This is a genomic window from Streptococcus sp. 27098_8_74, assembly GCF_041431705.1.
GTDB classification, from domain to species: Bacteria; Bacillota; Bacilli; order Lactobacillales; family Streptococcaceae; genus Streptococcus; species Streptococcus salivarius_E.
The window spans coordinates 100,475-117,020 of the sequence record NZ_JAPVYF010000001.1 but is presented as its reverse complement, the minus strand read 5'-3'; the positions used below and the strand labels follow the sequence as shown (position 1 = coordinate 117,020).

Below are 16,546 nucleotides of genomic sequence, written 5' to 3'. Positions count from 1 at the left end.
GAGGTTATCTTCGCTTATATTTTTTAGTCTTTCAAGTGGTAAGAATAGGATGAAACCACAATATTCTCACGCCATTTGAGATAATATTTCAATCGTAAACTCATTTGGTTGTGAAGCATGGTTTGCCATGATTTTTTAGGCACAAACTGAGGAATCATGACTGTCAGAGTCGCATTATCCTTCTCAGCTTGAGTGGCGACCTCGTCCACATACTGAATGGTTGACTGAGTGATTGAGCTGTACGGTGATTGGATATGAACCATCTCAATTTCAGGGAAATATTTTTTAAACTCTTGTTCAGTTTCCTTGTCCTTGTTCTCAGTATCCTTAGTAGATACATGCATGGCGATAACCTTGTCACCAATAGAACGCGCATAGGAAATAGCTCCGATATTAGCCTTGGTAACATTCCCAACGAGGATAAGAACAATATTTCCTTGATAATGGTGTTCTTCTACCGCTCCATCAATACGCAACTGTTGAGCAACACCATTATAGTGTTTTTTAATCTTAAGGAACATCCACATCAAGATTGCAATAATTGGGAAGAATGGCCAGATATCTCCTAAACGGAAAAGGAAGAGAATGAGAACAATAGCATAACAAATGAGAGCCCCCAAGATATTAGCTAAAGAATGTTTCCAGAATCCCTTACCATATTCACGAATCCAATGGATAACCATCCCCGTTTGAGAAAGAGCAAATGGAATGAATACACCGATGGTATAAAGCGGAATCAAACGTTCCGTATTTCCTCGGAAAATAAACAAAAGGGTAATGGCGCCAATTGCAAGTGTCAAGATCCCATTAGAGTATCCCATACGTGCCCCTTTTTCAAGGTACATGTGAGGCATGTATTTATTTTTCGCCATATTAAAGGACAACATCGGAAAGGCTGAAAAACCTGTGTTAGCCGCTACTGCAAGAATCATGGCAGTAGAGAATTGGAAAACGTAAAATAGAATACTACCAATCCATGACTGACCGAGAATTTCTCTAGCCATTTGTGACAAGATGGTTACTCCTGCATGAGGTGTAATACCTGTCCACCAGTTGAGGAAGGTGATTCCCGCAAACATAGCCCCCAAAATGCTAGACATAATAAAGAGGGTTGAAGCTGCATTTTTGGCCTTAGGTTTCTTAAAGAAAGGCACCGCGTTAGAGATAGCTTCTACCCCTGTCAATGAGGCAGAACCTGAAGTAAAGGCCCTTAAAATAAGAATCAAAGACACACCTGTAATTGGTTGTCCTAAATGTGCTGTGGCTGCGTTAGGCATATGACCCGTTAGAATTTGAAAGAAACCAAATCCCAATAGGAAGAGCGTCGAAACAATGAAGAGATAAACTGGTATCATCAAAGATTTTGCAGATTCACGCATTCCCCTAAGGTTCATAACCATCAAAACAAGCACCAAAATCATTGATATTTCAAGATTGAAAGGATGCAGGAAGGGAAGGGCTGAAGTAATGGCATCTGCACCTGAGGCCACTGAAACAGCAACCGTCAACATGTAATCGACCAAAAGACTACCACCAGCTATCAAGCCAAACTTAGGAGACAGATTTTCCGTCGTTACCATATAGGCGCCACCACCTTGAGGATAGGCTTTGATAACCTGTCTATAAGAAATGGTAAGACTGGCCAAAAGGACGAGAACCAAAAGTCCAATAGGGATTGACCACCAAATAGCCGCACTAGATACAGCTGTCAGAACCAAGACGACCTGCTCTGGACCATAGGCGATAGATGAAAGTGCATCACTCGACAACATGGCCAAGGCCTGAATCTTGGACAATAAGTGTCCATCACCACTATCATCATGAGTTAAAGGTTCACCGATTAAAATGTTTTTCAGACGTTGAAACATTGTGATCTCCTTACTTTTAAAACATACGAGGGCTATTATACGCCCCTAAATGTCATCTTTCAAGTCTTAACCATCACTTGCCTGCTCTAAAACCCATTTTCTGACCTGAGAAATGAAGTATAGAGATCCCGTTACCACATAAAGTTTCTTATTGTCAGTCGTCACATGTTCTTTAATCCATGTTTTGAAGTCTGGTACCTGCTTATAAGCCTCTGGGTATTTATCTAATTTAACACTGTTTGGATAGTCAAAACTCGTTACAGTCAAGTCACCAACCGATTTTAGTTGGGCAAGCATACCGTCAATAGGCTTGGTATCAATCGCTGCAAAGAGAAGTTCAATCTCCTTATTGGCATACTCTGATTGCAACAAGTCAATCAAAACTTTAACACTCTCATTATTATGAGCACCATCAATCATGAGATTAGGTCTTAAAAATTCTGTTCGACCTCGCCAATGGGCATGAGCCAGGGCATTCTTTATGAGTTCAAGAGTTACTTTAGGATAATCTTTTTGAAGCAATAAAGAAGCCATGATAGCCAAGCTAGCATTTGCCACTTGGTGTTGACCGGCCATAGCCAAGGCTATATCATCTAACCTTTGCTCTCCATAGGTAAAATCAAAGGAATGGCTTGACCCTTCAGCTGTGAAATCTCTCCCCAGCTCATAGGTCTTAGAACCTTCTTCACGCGCCTTCTTCTCGAAAACATCTCGAACATCAGTACGGTCAGTCGCATAAATAAAGGGAGCCCCATTCTTCAAAACACCAGCTTTTTCTGCTGCAATTTCAGCATGGGTATTTCCCAAAATAGCCTGATGATCTAAACCAATCGATGGACACAGGACTGCCAAGGGCTTAAAGAGATTAGTCGAATCATGAAGACCACCCATTCCCGCTTCAATGAATGCGATATCCACAGGATGGATCTGACCAAAATAGAGGAACATCAAGACTGTGATAATTTCAAACTCTGTCGCATTTTCATGCTCTGTCTCTTTTGGTAGACGTTCAACCACAGGCTTCACACGATTAACCAGGTCAAGTAAGTCCTCTTCTGAAATCATCTGACCATTAAGAGAGATTCGTTCCTTGAAGTCAATAATATAGGGTGAAGTAAAGGTTCCAACTTCATAACCTGCTTGGGTGAAAATGGTTTGGAGGGCATTGACTGTAGACCCTTTGCCGTTTGTTCCCACGATATGCACAGCCTTGAGATTATCTTGTGGATCTCCCAACTCTTTAAGCATCCAAGCCATACGCTCCAACCCAGGCTTGATGCCAAATTTTAATTGTCCATGAATCCAATCCAACGCTTCCTGATAAGTCATAATTACTCCTTTTTTAGGCTAATGCTTCAACTTAGTCATTAAACCGACCTCTAAACTAGATTTCTAGTTTTTCCTGAGCTTAATGCTTTGACGCTCTTATTATACCAAAGACTCCTAGGTATAACCAAAATATGCAAAAAAGGCAACCCTAGGGTCACCTCTTAAGCTTTCTCTTTTTCGTCAATAACAAGACGAACTTTTTTACCTTGAGTAGGTACCGAATAGACAATCGCTCTTATCGCCGTAATAGTACGTCCTTTTTTCCCGATAACACGCCCAATATCGGCTGGGGCAAGATCAAGATGGTACTCCAAAAACTCAGGACCGTCAATAATTTTGATGGTCAACTGATCTGGTGAAGCAATTAAAGGTTTAACGATAGCGATAATAAGATTTTCAATGGTATCCATAGGCTAAAAAATTATTTTGAGAATTTTGATTCGTGGAATTTCTTCATAACGCCTTCTTTTGAAAGGATGTTACGAACTGTATCTGAAGGTTGTGCACCTTTAGACAACCACTCAAGAACACGTTCTTCTTTAAGTGTTACTTGGTTTTCTTCAACGAGTGGGTTGTAAGTACCAACTGTTTCGATGAAACGTCCATCACGTGGAGCACGTGAATCTGCAACGTTAATACGGTAGAAAGGTTTTTTCTTAGAACCCATACGAGTCAAACGGATTTTTACTGCCATTTTTAATATCTCTTTTCTTTAGTTTTTTATTATGGTGGGGGCACTTATCGCCCCTCGACCTTAACTAGTATACCATATCATTTTTATGTGTCAAGAAAAAAACTTGACAGACTTAAAATTTCTACAAAAAAAGTTAGAGTCAAACTCTAACTTCCTTTTCGACTATTTCTTAGTTGTAGTCTTGTGATTTTTTTCATAAGCTACCTTTGCTTCAGCATATTCAGCTTCTAAACCCTTAGCAGCTGCCTTCGACACTTTCTCGTAAGTATCACGACTGGTCAACTTGCCATCCTCGTTGTAGGTAGAAACAACCAAGGTATCTTTATTTACAGTATAAGACTTGGTGCGTTTCCCTTTACGGTAGAGTCGATAGTTATCTACATTATCCGAAATATAGTAATCTACTAGATTCTTATCTGCATTTGGATAAAGTTGCGAGACAACTTTAGTCAACTCACGCTTAAATTCTGAAACTTCTTTAGTATAGGTAATCGATTTATTCCACTGATCAACAACTTGATATTCCTTCAAATAATCTGAAGCTGTAAAAGTAGGCTGATCCTCCTCACCTTTTTTATAAAAGTAAGAATGTGTTTGTAAATTATTAGACTGATCAACTTTAAGGAAAGAGACGTAAATTTCATCTTTATCTTCATGTTCTTTCAGAGCATTGGTTAACTTTCCAGAATTTTCGTCCAATACCTTAGACGATTTTAATTCCCAAGTCCCCTCAATGTTCCCCGAAGCATTACGCCAAAAACCGTATACACCACCAACAAGCAACATCAAAACAACAGCAACAAGACTAGAAATCAAGGCTCCTTTGCCCCAATTTTTGGCCTTTTGCGATTTTTGATTAGCGTTTTGAATCGTTTCTAGAAGACGAACCTGACTTTCCAATCTCTTTTCTAGTCTGGCAACTGTCTGTTCTTCCTTAGATTTAGCTTTAGCAGCTAATTTTTCAGCCTTTTTCTTATCACGAGTAGCTTGACGAGCAAGCTTCTTAGCTGCTTTTTCTTCCTTATGATCAAGTTTTGTCAAATCCTCAGACAATCCAAGATGCTGTGCTTGGTTACTGAAAACTGGAATAGATTGATTAGGCTCACTCGAGGTATTAACAGAATGATTTTCTGCATCTGGACGGGTTGGCGCATAACTTGCCAAACGCTCCTTAGCCTCTGCGACGCGTTTGCGTTGTTCCTCTTCTTTTTGAATATCCTCAGCCTGGCGGCCCGACTGAATGGTTCTTACTTGACCAACAGTCTCTTGAGATAGGGCCTTTCTCTTTTCTTGAGCCACATTTGCCATAGCCTCTTGCGCGTTGTCACGCTCTTTCTGAGACTGGGCTAGTGCTCTGGCAGTTGCGGTTCCTTCTTCAAACTGTTGGTCAGCTGAAGACTCTCCTTGATCAGCTACTTGGTGAGCCTCTGCACCTTCAGAGAGAACAAACTCTCCTCGTTCCAAGGCTTCTTTAAAGTCGATTGGTCTTGGTTTTCGGCCATTCACGGCCTCAAAGTACTCTAACCATTCGTCTTTCAACATAATAAATCCCCCTGAATTAAAAAACACATGATTAACTTCCCTATTTTACCATACTTTTTAACATAAAAATAGGGATTAACAAGAATTCTAAAAATTCTTATTAAATCCCCATTAATCTTCTTTTGGTGTAATAGACAATAATTGGACAAAACGGTGTTGTGCTGATTCCGTTTCAAGCGTGACATTATCGTATCTAAAGAGAATCTCTTCGATATTTGCCAAGCCCAATCCTCGACCTGTTCCTTTTGTTGAAAATCCTCTTTGTTTCAAAGGAGCTACATCAATAGAAGCTTCCTTAGTTGAATTCTCAACAACAATAACGGATTGATTTTCCATCTTAAAGATAGCGATAGATAATTTTGGTTCATCTGCTAATACAGTAGCTTCTATAGCATTATCACAAAGAATGGATATGATTGTAATCAAGTCGAGTGGACGCATATCTGTGAAGAAGACGCCCTCTTCAACCTCAACATGACATTGAATACCTTTATCAAAAGCTTCGGCTACTTTAGATGACAACAGACTCTTAAGCGGCATGTTGGTCACACGAGTTAATTTTGCCAAATCAAACTTTTGCTGCTTCAAATCTGATGCCGAATCTTTCAAGACACTATCATAAATCATCTTGATTTGGTCGATGTCTTTCATCTGAATGGCTTCATTAAGCGAAATCATAACATTAGTATAGTCGTGACGGAAACTGCGTAACGTTTCGTAAAGACTTTCGACTTGTTCAGAATACTTCTCTAGGTCATCCAAGTGACGACGATTTTCTTTTCTTCGCTCATTTTCAAAGTACTCATCTGCGTATCTATTGACACTGTAAACAGCATAAAGAATCGCTATATAGCCAATCAAGGTTATAATATGGCCAGCATAGTACAAATCAAAGAAACGCGAAGCCACAACTACGGAATAGTTCATAATCACATAACTAATCAAAACAAAGTTAGTGAAAAACATTATCCGACCAAATTTGCTATCTCGCTCCAAAACCCTCAAATATTTAAAATCAATATTAAGAAGTTTGGAAAGAGCGACAAATGTTGGAATAATTAAAAGGTCAAAGAAAATGAAATAAAGATAACTTTTGTTAAGGAAATCCGATGTGATACCAAATCCCGGCATCAAAAAGTAGGCATAACCATTAAAAATCAAAAGATAAAGAACAAGAGGATAGAAAGCATAAAATGCCAACATATTGGTGGTTCTTTCCTTGCCATAGAAATAAGCATAGAAAAGAAGGTAGAACGGTGTCATAAAGGACAAACCGACATTATATGACATCCCCAGTATCCCCCCTATACATTCAACTAAGAACGCAATAGGAAGAATCATACGTGGTATCTTGACCAAGCTGGTCTTTTCGTAAATCCACTGTATGACGATGAAATGCAAAAGATATTCTAATGCAATTTGCAAATTGAGCATCATTTAATGGTTAGCCACCTCCTTCTAGTAATCTTAAATAAGCAGTAAAAAGCCACATTACTATTTTATCACACTTCCTGCTATTATATGAGATAAAATTAAATAATTATCTCGAATTTCAGAAAACTTTCAATAATGATTAGAGAAGAAGGGGAAAATCTGAGCCTTAACGATTTTTCAATCGTTCCAAAAGTTCCTTTTTACGTGTCCGCGAGAGGAGGCATGACTCGTCTCCCTCAAAGAAGACCATATTAGCCGTACGATCCACACTTGTCACATTACTCACATTGACAACAAAAGAGCGATGCGTTTGGAAGAAAATATCATCCAATTTCGCTACTTCTGCAATTTTTCCATAGAATTCTACTAGATTTGACTTGGTGTGAGCAATCAACTTATGTGGCACAGGGGCTGTTTCAATGTATAAAATGTCATCATAAGGAATATTAACATCATTTTTATCCGTTTTTACCGTCAGACTCTGTGCCTTGGTTTCTTGCTCAACCTGCGAATACGCAAAATCTAAAAGTTCTACCAAGGCTCTCTTAAGATCTGCATCTTCCATGGATTTATCAACAAAGTCCAGAGCTTGAATCTTATAACGGAAGGTCAAGGGCATAAACTCAGAGTAGGCTGTAACAAAAGCGATTTGTGCTTTCAAGTCTTCCTTACGGATTTCAAGCCCAATATCTAGTCCCTGCTTCGTTTGATTTTTAAGGTCAATATCCAAAAGATAAACCATGGATTTACCCGAACCTCTATCAGCATCTAACAATTCCTGACCTTGCTCATAAAAGGTAATCCCATCAACAACGGCCTTCGACTCCTCAACTGCTTCGTCCAATAAACGACTAACACGATGACGCTGCAAGGCATCATCTTCAAGGACGATAATAGAAAGCATCTTATTTCCCTCTTTCTTTCTAATATACTTTAATATACCTATTTAACATTTTATCATAATTAATCGGATAATATTCCTTTTTGTACAGCATAAAGTCTTTTTAACTTACCTCATTTCATTTATAAAACAATTGTTATCTCCCTGTCACTTTATCTTCATTTTTAGATGTTATCATGAGAACTGTTTTTGTTTTATATTAAAAAGGAGAAAGTTATGTTACGTTCTTTTAAAACGCAAGGGACTAAGACAAAGACCATCTTAACCCTTGCAACTGTTGGTATCATTAGTGCTTTTCTTGTGGGAAGTCCTCAGCATGCCTCTGCGGATCAAACCTATGTTTCAGATCCTAACCAGGCTATGACATTTTCTGAACTTGAAACAACTACAAATACCAATACCATCACTCAAACAGGTGTATCTAGTGAAACACCTACTACTGTGACTACTGTGTCACATACCTCTGTAGATGATCTTCATACACATGAAAATGACTATGAACAAACGCCCACAAATACTCCGACTTTTGAGGAATTGAAACAAGATAGTCAAACAGCTAGCAGTACTGTCGACAGCCAGACTGGTAGCAAAACCTATGGGACTAGAATTCCGACAAATACAGATAGCAATCATAAGGCTGTAGAAAATCACTCTGAACCAAAGACCGAAACTGTCGCTCAAGCACAAACCTGGTCAAAAGATGGTGCTACATGGGTATCAACAGAAATTAATAATGGTAACGTTCATAAGATTCTATCTACTTATATTCCAAAACCATTAACACCTTCTACAAAGCCCACGACAACAGCTACAACAAAACCTAAACAATCAACTCCTGCTGTTAGTCAACCTAAAAAACCAACAACTGTTGTAAACAAGCCAGCGCCTTCTACAACGACACAACCTAAGAAGCCAACAACGACTGTCACTAAACCTACAGCTCCTAAAGCTACTCCTATCCAACCTGCTAAACCAGTGGACCGAATTGCTCAAGTATGGCAAAAGAATAACGAACTGGTAAAAGAGAATTACGACACTCCTCACTGGTCAACTAAGGAAGCAACAGTCTTCATCAATGCTAAAAATCCTGAAATCGTGAATGCCTACAAACAAGCTATCACTTCTTGGAATAACACTGGTGCCTTTAATTTCTTGCTCACTAACGATAAACAAAAAGCCAACATCATTGCTGATGAACGTTATGAAGGTAATGTGGCAGCTCCTCTTGGAGTTACCTACTCTACTTACTACCTCCCAACTAAGCAATATAGTAATGCTACTGTTTACTTGAACACCTTCCATGTTCAAAACAATTATTACCAAAAGAACGGTGGGAAACTCCTTAACACTGCGCAACACGAATTAGGACACTCAATTGGACTTGAACACAACAGTGCCGTTGCCTCTGTAATGGAACCTAAAGGTGGTAAGACAAGTATCCAACCTGTTGATATTAACAATGTTAAGAAACTCTATAGCAAGATTTAACTTCTTACACCATCACTACAAATATAAGCAGACCTATCAGGTTCTGCTTTTTTTATACAAGTGAGATGACCATTCAAGACCAGAAAATGACTGTTCATGATTTTTTCTTACACATTTTTTGATTATGTAAAGTTTTCTTCATTTTTTTTGGTAAAATAGAAAATGTAAAGAGAGACCGGATGAGTTGGAAGACTAAACTTTGTTAGTTTTTGCTCATTATTCTCATAAACAGAATAAAAATAGTCTAGGAACCCTTCTTAACATTTATACCTATCTTCCCCAAACACTTTTCCCCCATTCCTAGATTTCCAGATCTCTCCTAATAAAGAACGTCTAGCAACAGCAGCTAGGCGTTTTTTAGTGTATCTAAAGCACATAGGCGTTGGTATTAGCCTAGTAGATTAGTAATCGTTCAAAATAATTCTCACAAAATACCATTCAAGACCAGAAAATGACTGTTCATGATTTTTTCTTATATATTTTAAAAATATGTAAGTTTTCTCTGGTTTTTTTTGGTACAATAGATAATGTAAAGAGAGACCTAATGAGTTATAGATAAGTGCTTTATCATTTAAAACTTATTGTTCTCACAAATGTTTTTTAAATAGTCTAGGAACCCTTCTTAACATTTATACCTATCTTCCCCAAACACTTTTCCCCCATTCCTAGATTATCAGATCTCTCATAAGAAAAGCGTCTAGCTCACCCGGCTAGGCCTTTTTTCTTTTTCCATACTTTTGCTATAATAGAGTCATACCGTTTGAAAGGAACTCATAAAATGACTATAAATCAGCAACTTCTTTGCTACAAACGTTTACCAAACTGGACAGCTACAACACTTCCAGAAATGGTGACGCAAAAACACAATACTAAGGTAGGAACTTGGGCTAAATTAACCATTCTATCAGGATCTCTCCGCTTCTACGAATTAGATGAACAAGGACAGGTTACTGCAGAGCACCTTTTTACCCCCGAGACAGAGATTCCTTTTGTTGAACCACAAGCTTGGCATCGCATCGCTGCTGCATCAGATGATTTGGAATGCTATCTTTCTTTTTACTGTAAACCTGAGGACTACATGGCTAAAAAGTATGACACTAAAGCCCACTCCGAGGTTCTTGAAGCAGTCCAATCTGGTCATATCAAACCTGGTCGTACCCTTGACCTAGGCTGTGGTCACGGCCGTAACGCTCTTTATTTGGCATCTCTTGGGCATGATGTTACAGCCGTTGATGTTAATAACGAAGCTACACAACGCATCCAAATGATTGCAGATGAGGAAAATTACAATGTTAGAGCTGGCTACTACGATATCAATGCTGCTGCTCTTCCTGAGTCTGAAACCTTTGATTTCATCCTCTCAACAGTCGTCTTTATGTTCCTTGATCCCGATCAAATTCCGGCTATTATCAAGAATATGCAAGAGCGTACAGTCATTGGTGGTTACAACCTAATTGTTTGTGCCATGGACACTGAGGAGCACCCTTGTACCATGCCTTTTCCATTTACGTTTGAAGAAGGCGAGTTGAAAAACTACTATAGAGACTGGGAATTAATCAAGTACAATGAAAATCTTGGTCACCTTCACCGTTTAGATGAGCATGGCAATCCAATCGCCCTTCAATTTGCGACCATGTTAGCCAAGAAGGTTAAATAAGAGCGAATGGCTGTAGAAGAGCTGACCACAGTTTGACTTGTCTTCAAATTAAAAACTAGGATTCCAGTTGGAATCCTAGTTTTTAATTGTTTACAATATCTGCATATCCTGATTTAAGGTCAGCATTTTCCGTTTCTTTGACATAATACACGCCACCATTAGTAGTTGGTGAATAAAGAACAAAGGGAGTCCCATCTTTTTTAATGGTAAAGAAATAACGGTGAACAGATACATTTTCCCATCTCTCGTATACCGAAACAATGGTATACTCCGAATTGCTATTACCATTTGCAGCATAAGTAGCATCCACAGTCTGGTTATGATCCGACATCCAACGGATAGGCAAGGAAGAGGCTTCATTGGTAATTTCTTTGTATCCTGGCTGATTCATCTGATTGCCCCAAGAAACCATCAAACTAGCAAGGCGACTAGCTTTGTCATTGGTCCAACGTGGATTTTCAGTATAGGCTTCCTTAGCATGGTTAGCATCAGGTGTATCAATACTTGCACTGCTAGATTCACTCGTCTTCGCATTTTCGATTGATGACGTACTTGGCTTGGCATTAGCCTTATCTGTCGATGAGAATATCGAGCTAGCCACTGTGGCAGACGACTTAGTCTGTTTGACGTTCTTCATTGAACTAGAGACTAGAGTCAAGCCAATGCCAACGACGATCGCTACTAGAGCCCCCAGAAGAATATAGATATAATTATAATTTTTCGAGATTCCAATAAGGCCAGACTGATAAGCTAATTGTAGTTCATCGGGTTTCGGTTTACGCCCTTGAACTTGCTCAAAACGACTTATCCATTCTGCTTCTGACAGCTTTCGCATAATTTTCCTCTTCTCTTTATCAATTATCTTCCATCCTATCATAGAACAGTGATGATGACAATAGTAGAGAGAACTTGAGGTTTACCTTCAACCAATTATCCTTTATTTTCAAAATAACGACGAACAATTGGCGCCACTTCTTCACCATAAAGCTTAATAGCCTTTAGAACAGCCTCATGTGGCATAGAACCAATTGGGAGATGAAGCATGAAGCAATCTAGCTATAAATCCTCAATAATACGAATGATTTTTTGAGCGACGTGAGCGGGGTCCCCTACGAACATGGCTCCGTTTGGTCCAACACTAGCATAGTACTGCTTTTTAGTCATTTCAGACCAATGTGGGCGATCCTTAGCAATGTTATCCACCGTTTGTTTCGTTGGATAAAAATAATTTTCTATCGCTTGGAAATTATTTTCTTCAATCCATCCCCAAGAATGAGCAGCCACCTTAAGTTGTTCATCCGAATAACCATTTCGAGCACCGATTTCCTTATAAACTTCTACTAATTTAGTAAAGGCCTACGGATTTCCCCCAATTGTAGCATAGACAATTGGCAAACCTTTTTCCGCAATTTGAATGGTCGACTCAATGTGACCACCTGTCGCTACCCATATCGGCAAATCATCTTGGACTGCTCGTGGATACACAGGGCGATTGTCAACAGACTGAGTATGATTACCTTGCCAAGTTACATTCGTGTGCTTTTTGACTCCCAGAAGCATGTCTAGTTTTTCATTGAAAAGTTCATCATAGTCTGATAGGTCATAGCCAAAAAGTGGGAAACTCTCAACAAAAGAGCCTCTACCTGCCATGATTTCTGCACGACCATTTGACAGAGCATCAATAGTTGCATACTGCTGATAGACACGAACAGGGTCAATAGATGACAAAATGGTTACTGCACTAGATAAACGAATCTTCTTGGTATTTACAGCACCTGCTGCAAGAACAATTTCCGGTGCCGACACCGCAAAATCTTCACGGTGATGCTCTCCAATCGCATAAATATCTAGTCCAACCTGATCCGCCAATTCAATTTCTTCAACGAGCTCTCGAATACGTTGGTCATGAGAGATAGATTTTCCAGTCGATTCTAAGAGGGTTGTTTCTCCAAAAGTTGAAATGCCAAATTCAATCGTCATAAATCTTTCCTCCAGTAATTCTTTTATTTGTTATGAGAATACATTATAACTAGTTAGTGATAATTGCAAATAAAAAAAACTAAGACTCTATTTTCCAAGAAAGGCTAATAGGGTTAGGCAGAAAAGGAGAACTAAAACACCCATGACCACTAGGAGACTAATCTTATATCCTAGGGGATTTTTGGGATTTAAACTAGTTCCAAGGCCATACCTACGGAGGACAAATAAGGGTTCTGAGGGAGATTGCTTAAGGTTGTAGCCTAAGAGAGACCTTAAGTAAAATAAAAAGAAGACACTCATCCCTGGAAAAATGACAAATGGAAGAATAATTCGCTGTGACAGACTAGTCATGATTGTAAGAAAGACTTGTATCAACAAGAGAGCCCAAAACAAGTAATAAATGTACGATTGCTTTTTCATTAATATGTACCTCTCAATCTAAGATAAGTAGACTCCTCCTAGCTTCTCATATCAAACCCATAACTCGCCTGACACCTTATTTTCTGCTACAATAGAAAGGAAAGATTCAAAAAAGGAAACTGTACACATGAAATTAATTTCTTGGAATATTGATTCCCTAAACGCCGCCCTTACTAGTGATTCTGCACGCGCTCAATTATCACGTGCTGTTATCGACACTTTAGTCGCCGAAAATGCAGATATCATTGCTATTCAAGAGACAAAACTGTCTGCTAAAGGACCGACAAAAAAACATCTGCAAATCTTGGAAGACTACTTCCCTGACTATGACAATACTTGGCGTTCATCTGTTGAACCTGCCCGTAAAGGTTATGCTGGAACCATGTTCTTGTATAAAAAAGAATTGACACCAGTCATTACTTATCCTGAAATTGGGGCACCTTCAACCATGGACTGTGAAGGGCGTATCATAACTCTCGAATTTGGCAATTTCTTTGTGACACAGGTCTACACACCAAATGCTGGTGATGGCCTCAAACGTCTGCTTGAACGTCAAATATGGGATGAAAAATATGCGGATTACCTAGCTGAATTGGACGCTCAGAAACCCGTTCTTGCGACTGGTGACTATAATGTTGCCCACAAGGAAATCGACTTGGCTAACCCTTCAAGTAATCGTCGTTCACCTGGTTTTACAGATGAAGAACGTGCTGGCTTCACTAACCTCCTTGCCAAAGGATTCACAGATACCTACCGTCACCTCAATGGCGACGTTACAGGAGCCTACACTTGGTGGGCTCAACGTAGCAAAACATCTAAAATCAACAATACAGGCTGGAGAATCGACTACTGGTTGACTTCAAATCGTATTGCCGATAAGGTCACAAAGTCAGACATGATTGACTCTGGGGATCGCCAAGACCACACACCTATTGTCTTAGAGATTGATTTATAAAGTATCTCTAGACATAAATCACAAAAAGAGTAGACCTGCTACTCTTTTACTATGCTCAATAATTAAGGAGAAATATGAAAACAAAACTTAACACCACTCAAAAGCTCGCTCTGTCAGCTATAATGATGGCCCTTTATATCGCTATCCTCTTTGCTTCACAAGCCGTTTCCTTTGGTGCGGTTCAGATGCGTCTGGCCACTGCTTTATATGGATTAACTTATATCTTTCCATTTTTGGTATTCCCTATCAGCATAGCCAATGCTATTGGTAACTCTTTTGGCGGATTGGGATTGATTGACGTGGTTGGTGGTCTCTGTGCTAGCTTTTTAACAACTGGTAGCATCTACCTCATCCGTAAAGCTAAGTTGTCTAGCTGGTTTATCATTCTTCCAATCCTACTCATTCCTGCCTTAGTGGTTCCAATCTGGCTTAGCGCCTTACTCAAACTTCCTTATTTTGCTCTCGTTATTAATCTCCTCTTAGGACAATTAGTGCCTGCGATTTTGGGAGCAGTCCTGGTACGAGAGCTAGCTAAACGTGGATATAAAGACTAACAAAAACAAAAATATCTCTGCAATGTGCAGAGATATTTTTTTAGTAATGATATGCTTTCTTGTAAGCTTCTCTTGGTGTCAGTTTATCACCAGAGATAAGCAAACGGTAGTCAACATTAGTAGGATCTTTTTGATAGTCATCAACCCAATCTTGATTCATTTCGAGGTAAAGATTATAAGTTCCCAACTCAGTCGAAACAGTACCTACCTTGTAAAAATCTTTATAACGCTTTTGGTTATCCGTTTTTTTCAATTTTTCATATCGATAATAGGTTCTGGCAAAGTCAGTGAACTGGTATTCTTTCTTATCTTTTCCAGAGCCAGTTGTGACTTCAATGGTGCCCTTGTTATTAGTTAAATGTAAATCATAATCAAAATCATTGTGACTATTCACTTGGAAGACACCTGAAGTGATATCACTGTCATCAGAGAATGTCTGAATATCAGCGAACTTAGCAGCCTGCCAAGAAGCAGGGATTCCTTCATACTCACCATCACTTTGCAAGCCTAAAAGTGACCAATAATGACCAAGATAGAAGGTATTAGACTTATCACGATCTGTCACCAGTTCACCTACCATCTTAAGGTTTTCAGCACCTAGACGGTAAGGGTTAGAAAGGTAACCAAAGACTGGGAAGAAATAAATGATGACTGTAAAGGTCAAGAGAGTCTTCATATTAATCTTATTGATAGCCCAGAAGAAATAGGCAGCTGAGAACATGAGAGCGTAAGCAGCACCATAGCTAAACTTATGCGCATGGGCAATCAAAAGTAAAATGAAGAAAATAGGTTGGATAGGACGAACCTTATGATAGATGATAGAGAAAACATCCTCTTTGTCTTCCTCAGATTTGAAAATCAAGGACAAGACAATGGTCAAGAGCACAAAGAAGGCGCCAAAACCGAAACCAACATCATTTGGACGGAAGAAATAAGCCAAGATGGACATATCCATAACCAAAAGCCAGACAGATGCAAATTTGATCATGTTGTTACCAAATTTTGCAGCTGTTTGACTTGGTGCCTTCAAAGGTACTTCGAAGGCTTGTGCAAGTGCTCTTTCTTTGGCTTGGCGTTCGGCCTCTATTGCCGCTTTCATTTCCTTAGTACGGCGTTCCTTTTGGAACAAATGGGCAACCTTGGTCGGTTCATCTTGTCTCGACTTGGTAATGCTCAAAAAGAGCAAATATTGCATAGCAAAGATAAGAGCTGTGTTCCCACCGTATTCTAGGAAGGAACCATCCCAAATACTAGAAACAACTGCAAAAACGATATAACCTCCAATTGAGATTAAGACCGTCAAAAGCAAATGAATCCAACGATAGCGATAAGTGTATTTATCAGTTGTATCTCGTCTCAAAAACGTGTCACGTGGGTAAAGATACCAGATAACGAAGATAAGTTCAATGGCCTGAACTGCTGTCAGAAAACCAACATAGTTGAAACCAAAAACGGCTGCTACCACATTGATGAGATAGGAAATAATAGCCAAAACTCGCAGACTGGTGCGCTTAGACAAGAGTCCAATACTCATCAGGGTGATAGTTGAGAAGGCAGAAAAACCAGCGCCCATCTTATTATCAAAGATAAACACATTGACAAAGGCAAAAATCAAGATTCCTAAAAGAGTTAGGACCTGTTTTTGCATTTCTTTTTTCTTTTCTTTCATATTTTCCCTCCTTATAAAAATGATAACGCTTCCGTATTCCTATTTTAACACAATT

Annotated in this window: 13 protein-coding genes and 1 pseudogene; 4 read left to right on the top strand and 10 right to left on the bottom strand. The window is 39.1% G+C overall.

The features are described from left to right. Positions 1–23 precede the first annotated feature (23 nt). The 7 genes from kimA to O3670_RS00545 all read right to left on the bottom strand — a co-directional run bounded on the left by kimA (position 24) and on the right by O3670_RS00545 (position 7,771). Positions 24–1,868 carry a potassium transporter KimA gene (gene kimA, locus O3670_RS00575; RefSeq protein WP_038676596.1) on the bottom strand — a complete coding sequence of 615 codons (1,845 nt, stop codon included), beginning with the start codon at positions 1,866–1,868 and terminating at the stop codon, positions 24–26. Between the two features lie 66 nt (positions 1,869–1,934). Beyond that, positions 1,935–3,197 (bottom strand): bifunctional folylpolyglutamate synthase/dihydrofolate synthase, encoded by a 1,263-nt coding sequence (locus tag O3670_RS00570; RefSeq protein ID WP_022496806.1) that lies wholly within the window; start codon positions 3,195–3,197, stop codon positions 1,935–1,937. 161 nt (positions 3,198–3,358) lie between these two features. After that, positions 3,359–3,607 (bottom strand): KH domain-containing protein, encoded by a 249-nt coding sequence (locus O3670_RS00565; RefSeq protein WP_002884680.1) that lies wholly within the window; start codon positions 3,605–3,607, stop codon positions 3,359–3,361. Between the two features lie 11 nt (positions 3,608–3,618). Continuing rightward, entirely contained in the window at positions 3,619–3,891 is a 273-nt protein-coding gene (gene rpsP, locus O3670_RS00560) for a 30S ribosomal protein S16 (protein ID WP_002884675.1), read from the bottom strand. 162 nt (positions 3,892–4,053) lie between these two features. Then, positions 4,054–5,433 (bottom strand): hypothetical protein, encoded by a 1,380-nt coding sequence (locus tag O3670_RS00555; RefSeq protein ID WP_022496805.1) that lies wholly within the window; start codon positions 5,431–5,433, stop codon positions 4,054–4,056. Between the two features lie 111 nt (positions 5,434–5,544). Beyond that, positions 5,545–6,723, bottom strand: coding sequence for a sensor histidine kinase (locus O3670_RS00550; RefSeq protein ID WP_175063033.1), 1,179 nt, complete (start codon positions 6,721–6,723; stop codon positions 5,545–5,547). 310 nt (positions 6,724–7,033) lie between these two features. Beyond that, a complete protein-coding gene (locus O3670_RS00545) occupies positions 7,034–7,771 on the bottom strand; it encodes a LytR/AlgR family response regulator transcription factor (protein ID WP_022496803.1) in 738 nt (245 codons plus the stop codon). Positions 7,772–7,984: 213 nt separating this feature from the next. Here O3670_RS00545 and O3670_RS00540 point away from each other — a divergent pair, with 213 nt between their 5' ends. Further along, entirely contained in the window at positions 7,985–9,256 is a 1,272-nt protein-coding gene (locus O3670_RS00540; RefSeq protein ID WP_038676599.1) for a matrixin family metalloprotease, read from the top strand. A gap of 778 nt (positions 9,257–10,034) precedes the next feature. After that, entirely contained in the window at positions 10,035–10,913 is an 879-nt protein-coding gene (gene tehB / locus O3670_RS00535; protein WP_155213348.1) for an SAM-dependent methyltransferase TehB, read from the top strand. Positions 10,914–10,995: 82 nt separating this feature from the next. Here tehB and O3670_RS00530 read toward each other — a convergent pair whose 3' ends face one another. Beyond that, positions 10,996–11,748 carry a DUF4767 domain-containing protein gene (locus O3670_RS00530; RefSeq protein ID WP_155213347.1) on the bottom strand — a complete coding sequence of 251 codons (753 nt, stop codon included), beginning with the start codon at positions 11,746–11,748 and terminating at the stop codon, positions 10,996–10,998. Positions 11,749–11,843: 95 nt separating this feature from the next. After that, a pseudogene (locus O3670_RS00525) lies at positions 11,844–12,893 on the bottom strand (LLM class flavin-dependent oxidoreductase). A 547-nt stretch (positions 12,894–13,440) separates the two neighbouring features. Between O3670_RS00525 and O3670_RS00520 the strand changes: the two are divergent. Both O3670_RS00520 and O3670_RS00515 read left to right on the top strand, forming a co-directional pair. Beyond that, positions 13,441–14,268 (top strand): exodeoxyribonuclease III, encoded by an 828-nt coding sequence (locus O3670_RS00520; protein WP_073685863.1) that lies wholly within the window; start codon positions 13,441–13,443, stop codon positions 14,266–14,268. A 74-nt stretch (positions 14,269–14,342) separates the two neighbouring features. Continuing rightward, on the top strand, positions 14,343–14,822 hold the full coding sequence (locus O3670_RS00515; RefSeq protein ID WP_371595667.1) for a QueT transporter family protein: 480 nt from the start codon (positions 14,343–14,345) through the stop codon (positions 14,820–14,822). 40 nt (positions 14,823–14,862) lie between these two features. Here O3670_RS00515 and O3670_RS00510 read toward each other — a convergent pair whose 3' ends face one another. Further along, on the bottom strand, positions 14,863–16,491 hold the full coding sequence (locus O3670_RS00510) for a hypothetical protein (protein WP_371595666.1): 1,629 nt from the start codon (positions 16,489–16,491) through the stop codon (positions 14,863–14,865). Positions 16,492–16,546 lie beyond the last annotated feature (55 nt).

Excerpts from the sequence above, each read along its gene's own strand:
- kimA (WP_038676596.1), bottom strand. The coding sequence starts at position 1,868 with ATGTTTCAACGTCTGAAAAACATTTTAATCGGTGAACCTTTAACTCAT.
- O3670_RS00570 (WP_022496806.1), bottom strand. The coding sequence starts at position 3,197 with ATGACTTATCAGGAAGCGTTGGATTGGATTCATGGACAATTAAAATTT.
- O3670_RS00565 (WP_002884680.1), bottom strand. The coding sequence starts at position 3,607 with ATGGATACCATTGAAAATCTTATTATCGCTATCGTTAAACCTTTAATT.
- rpsP (WP_002884675.1), bottom strand. The coding sequence starts at position 3,891 with ATGGCAGTAAAAATCCGTTTGACTCGTATGGGTTCTAAGAAAAAACCT.
- O3670_RS00555 (WP_022496805.1), bottom strand. The coding sequence starts at position 5,433 with ATGTTGAAAGACGAATGGTTAGAGTACTTTGAGGCCGTGAATGGCCGA.
- O3670_RS00550 (WP_175063033.1), bottom strand. The coding sequence starts at position 6,723 with ATGTCATATAATGTCGGTTTGTCCTTTATGACACCGTTCTACCTTCTT.
- O3670_RS00545 (WP_022496803.1), bottom strand. The coding sequence starts at position 7,771 with ATGCTTTCTATTATCGTCCTTGAAGATGATGCCTTGCAGCGTCATCGT.
- O3670_RS00540 (WP_038676599.1), top strand. The coding sequence starts at position 7,985 with ATGTTACGTTCTTTTAAAACGCAAGGGACTAAGACAAAGACCATCTTA.
- tehB (WP_155213348.1), top strand. The coding sequence starts at position 10,035 with ATGACTATAAATCAGCAACTTCTTTGCTACAAACGTTTACCAAACTGG.
- O3670_RS00530 (WP_155213347.1), bottom strand. The coding sequence starts at position 11,748 with ATGCGAAAGCTGTCAGAAGCAGAATGGATAAGTCGTTTTGAGCAAGTT.
- O3670_RS00520 (WP_073685863.1), top strand. The coding sequence starts at position 13,441 with ATGAAATTAATTTCTTGGAATATTGATTCCCTAAACGCCGCCCTTACT.
- O3670_RS00515 (WP_371595667.1), top strand. The coding sequence starts at position 14,343 with ATGAAAACAAAACTTAACACCACTCAAAAGCTCGCTCTGTCAGCTATA.
- O3670_RS00510 (WP_371595666.1), bottom strand. The coding sequence starts at position 16,491 with ATGAAAGAAAAGAAAAAAGAAATGCAAAAACAGGTCCTAACTCTTTTA.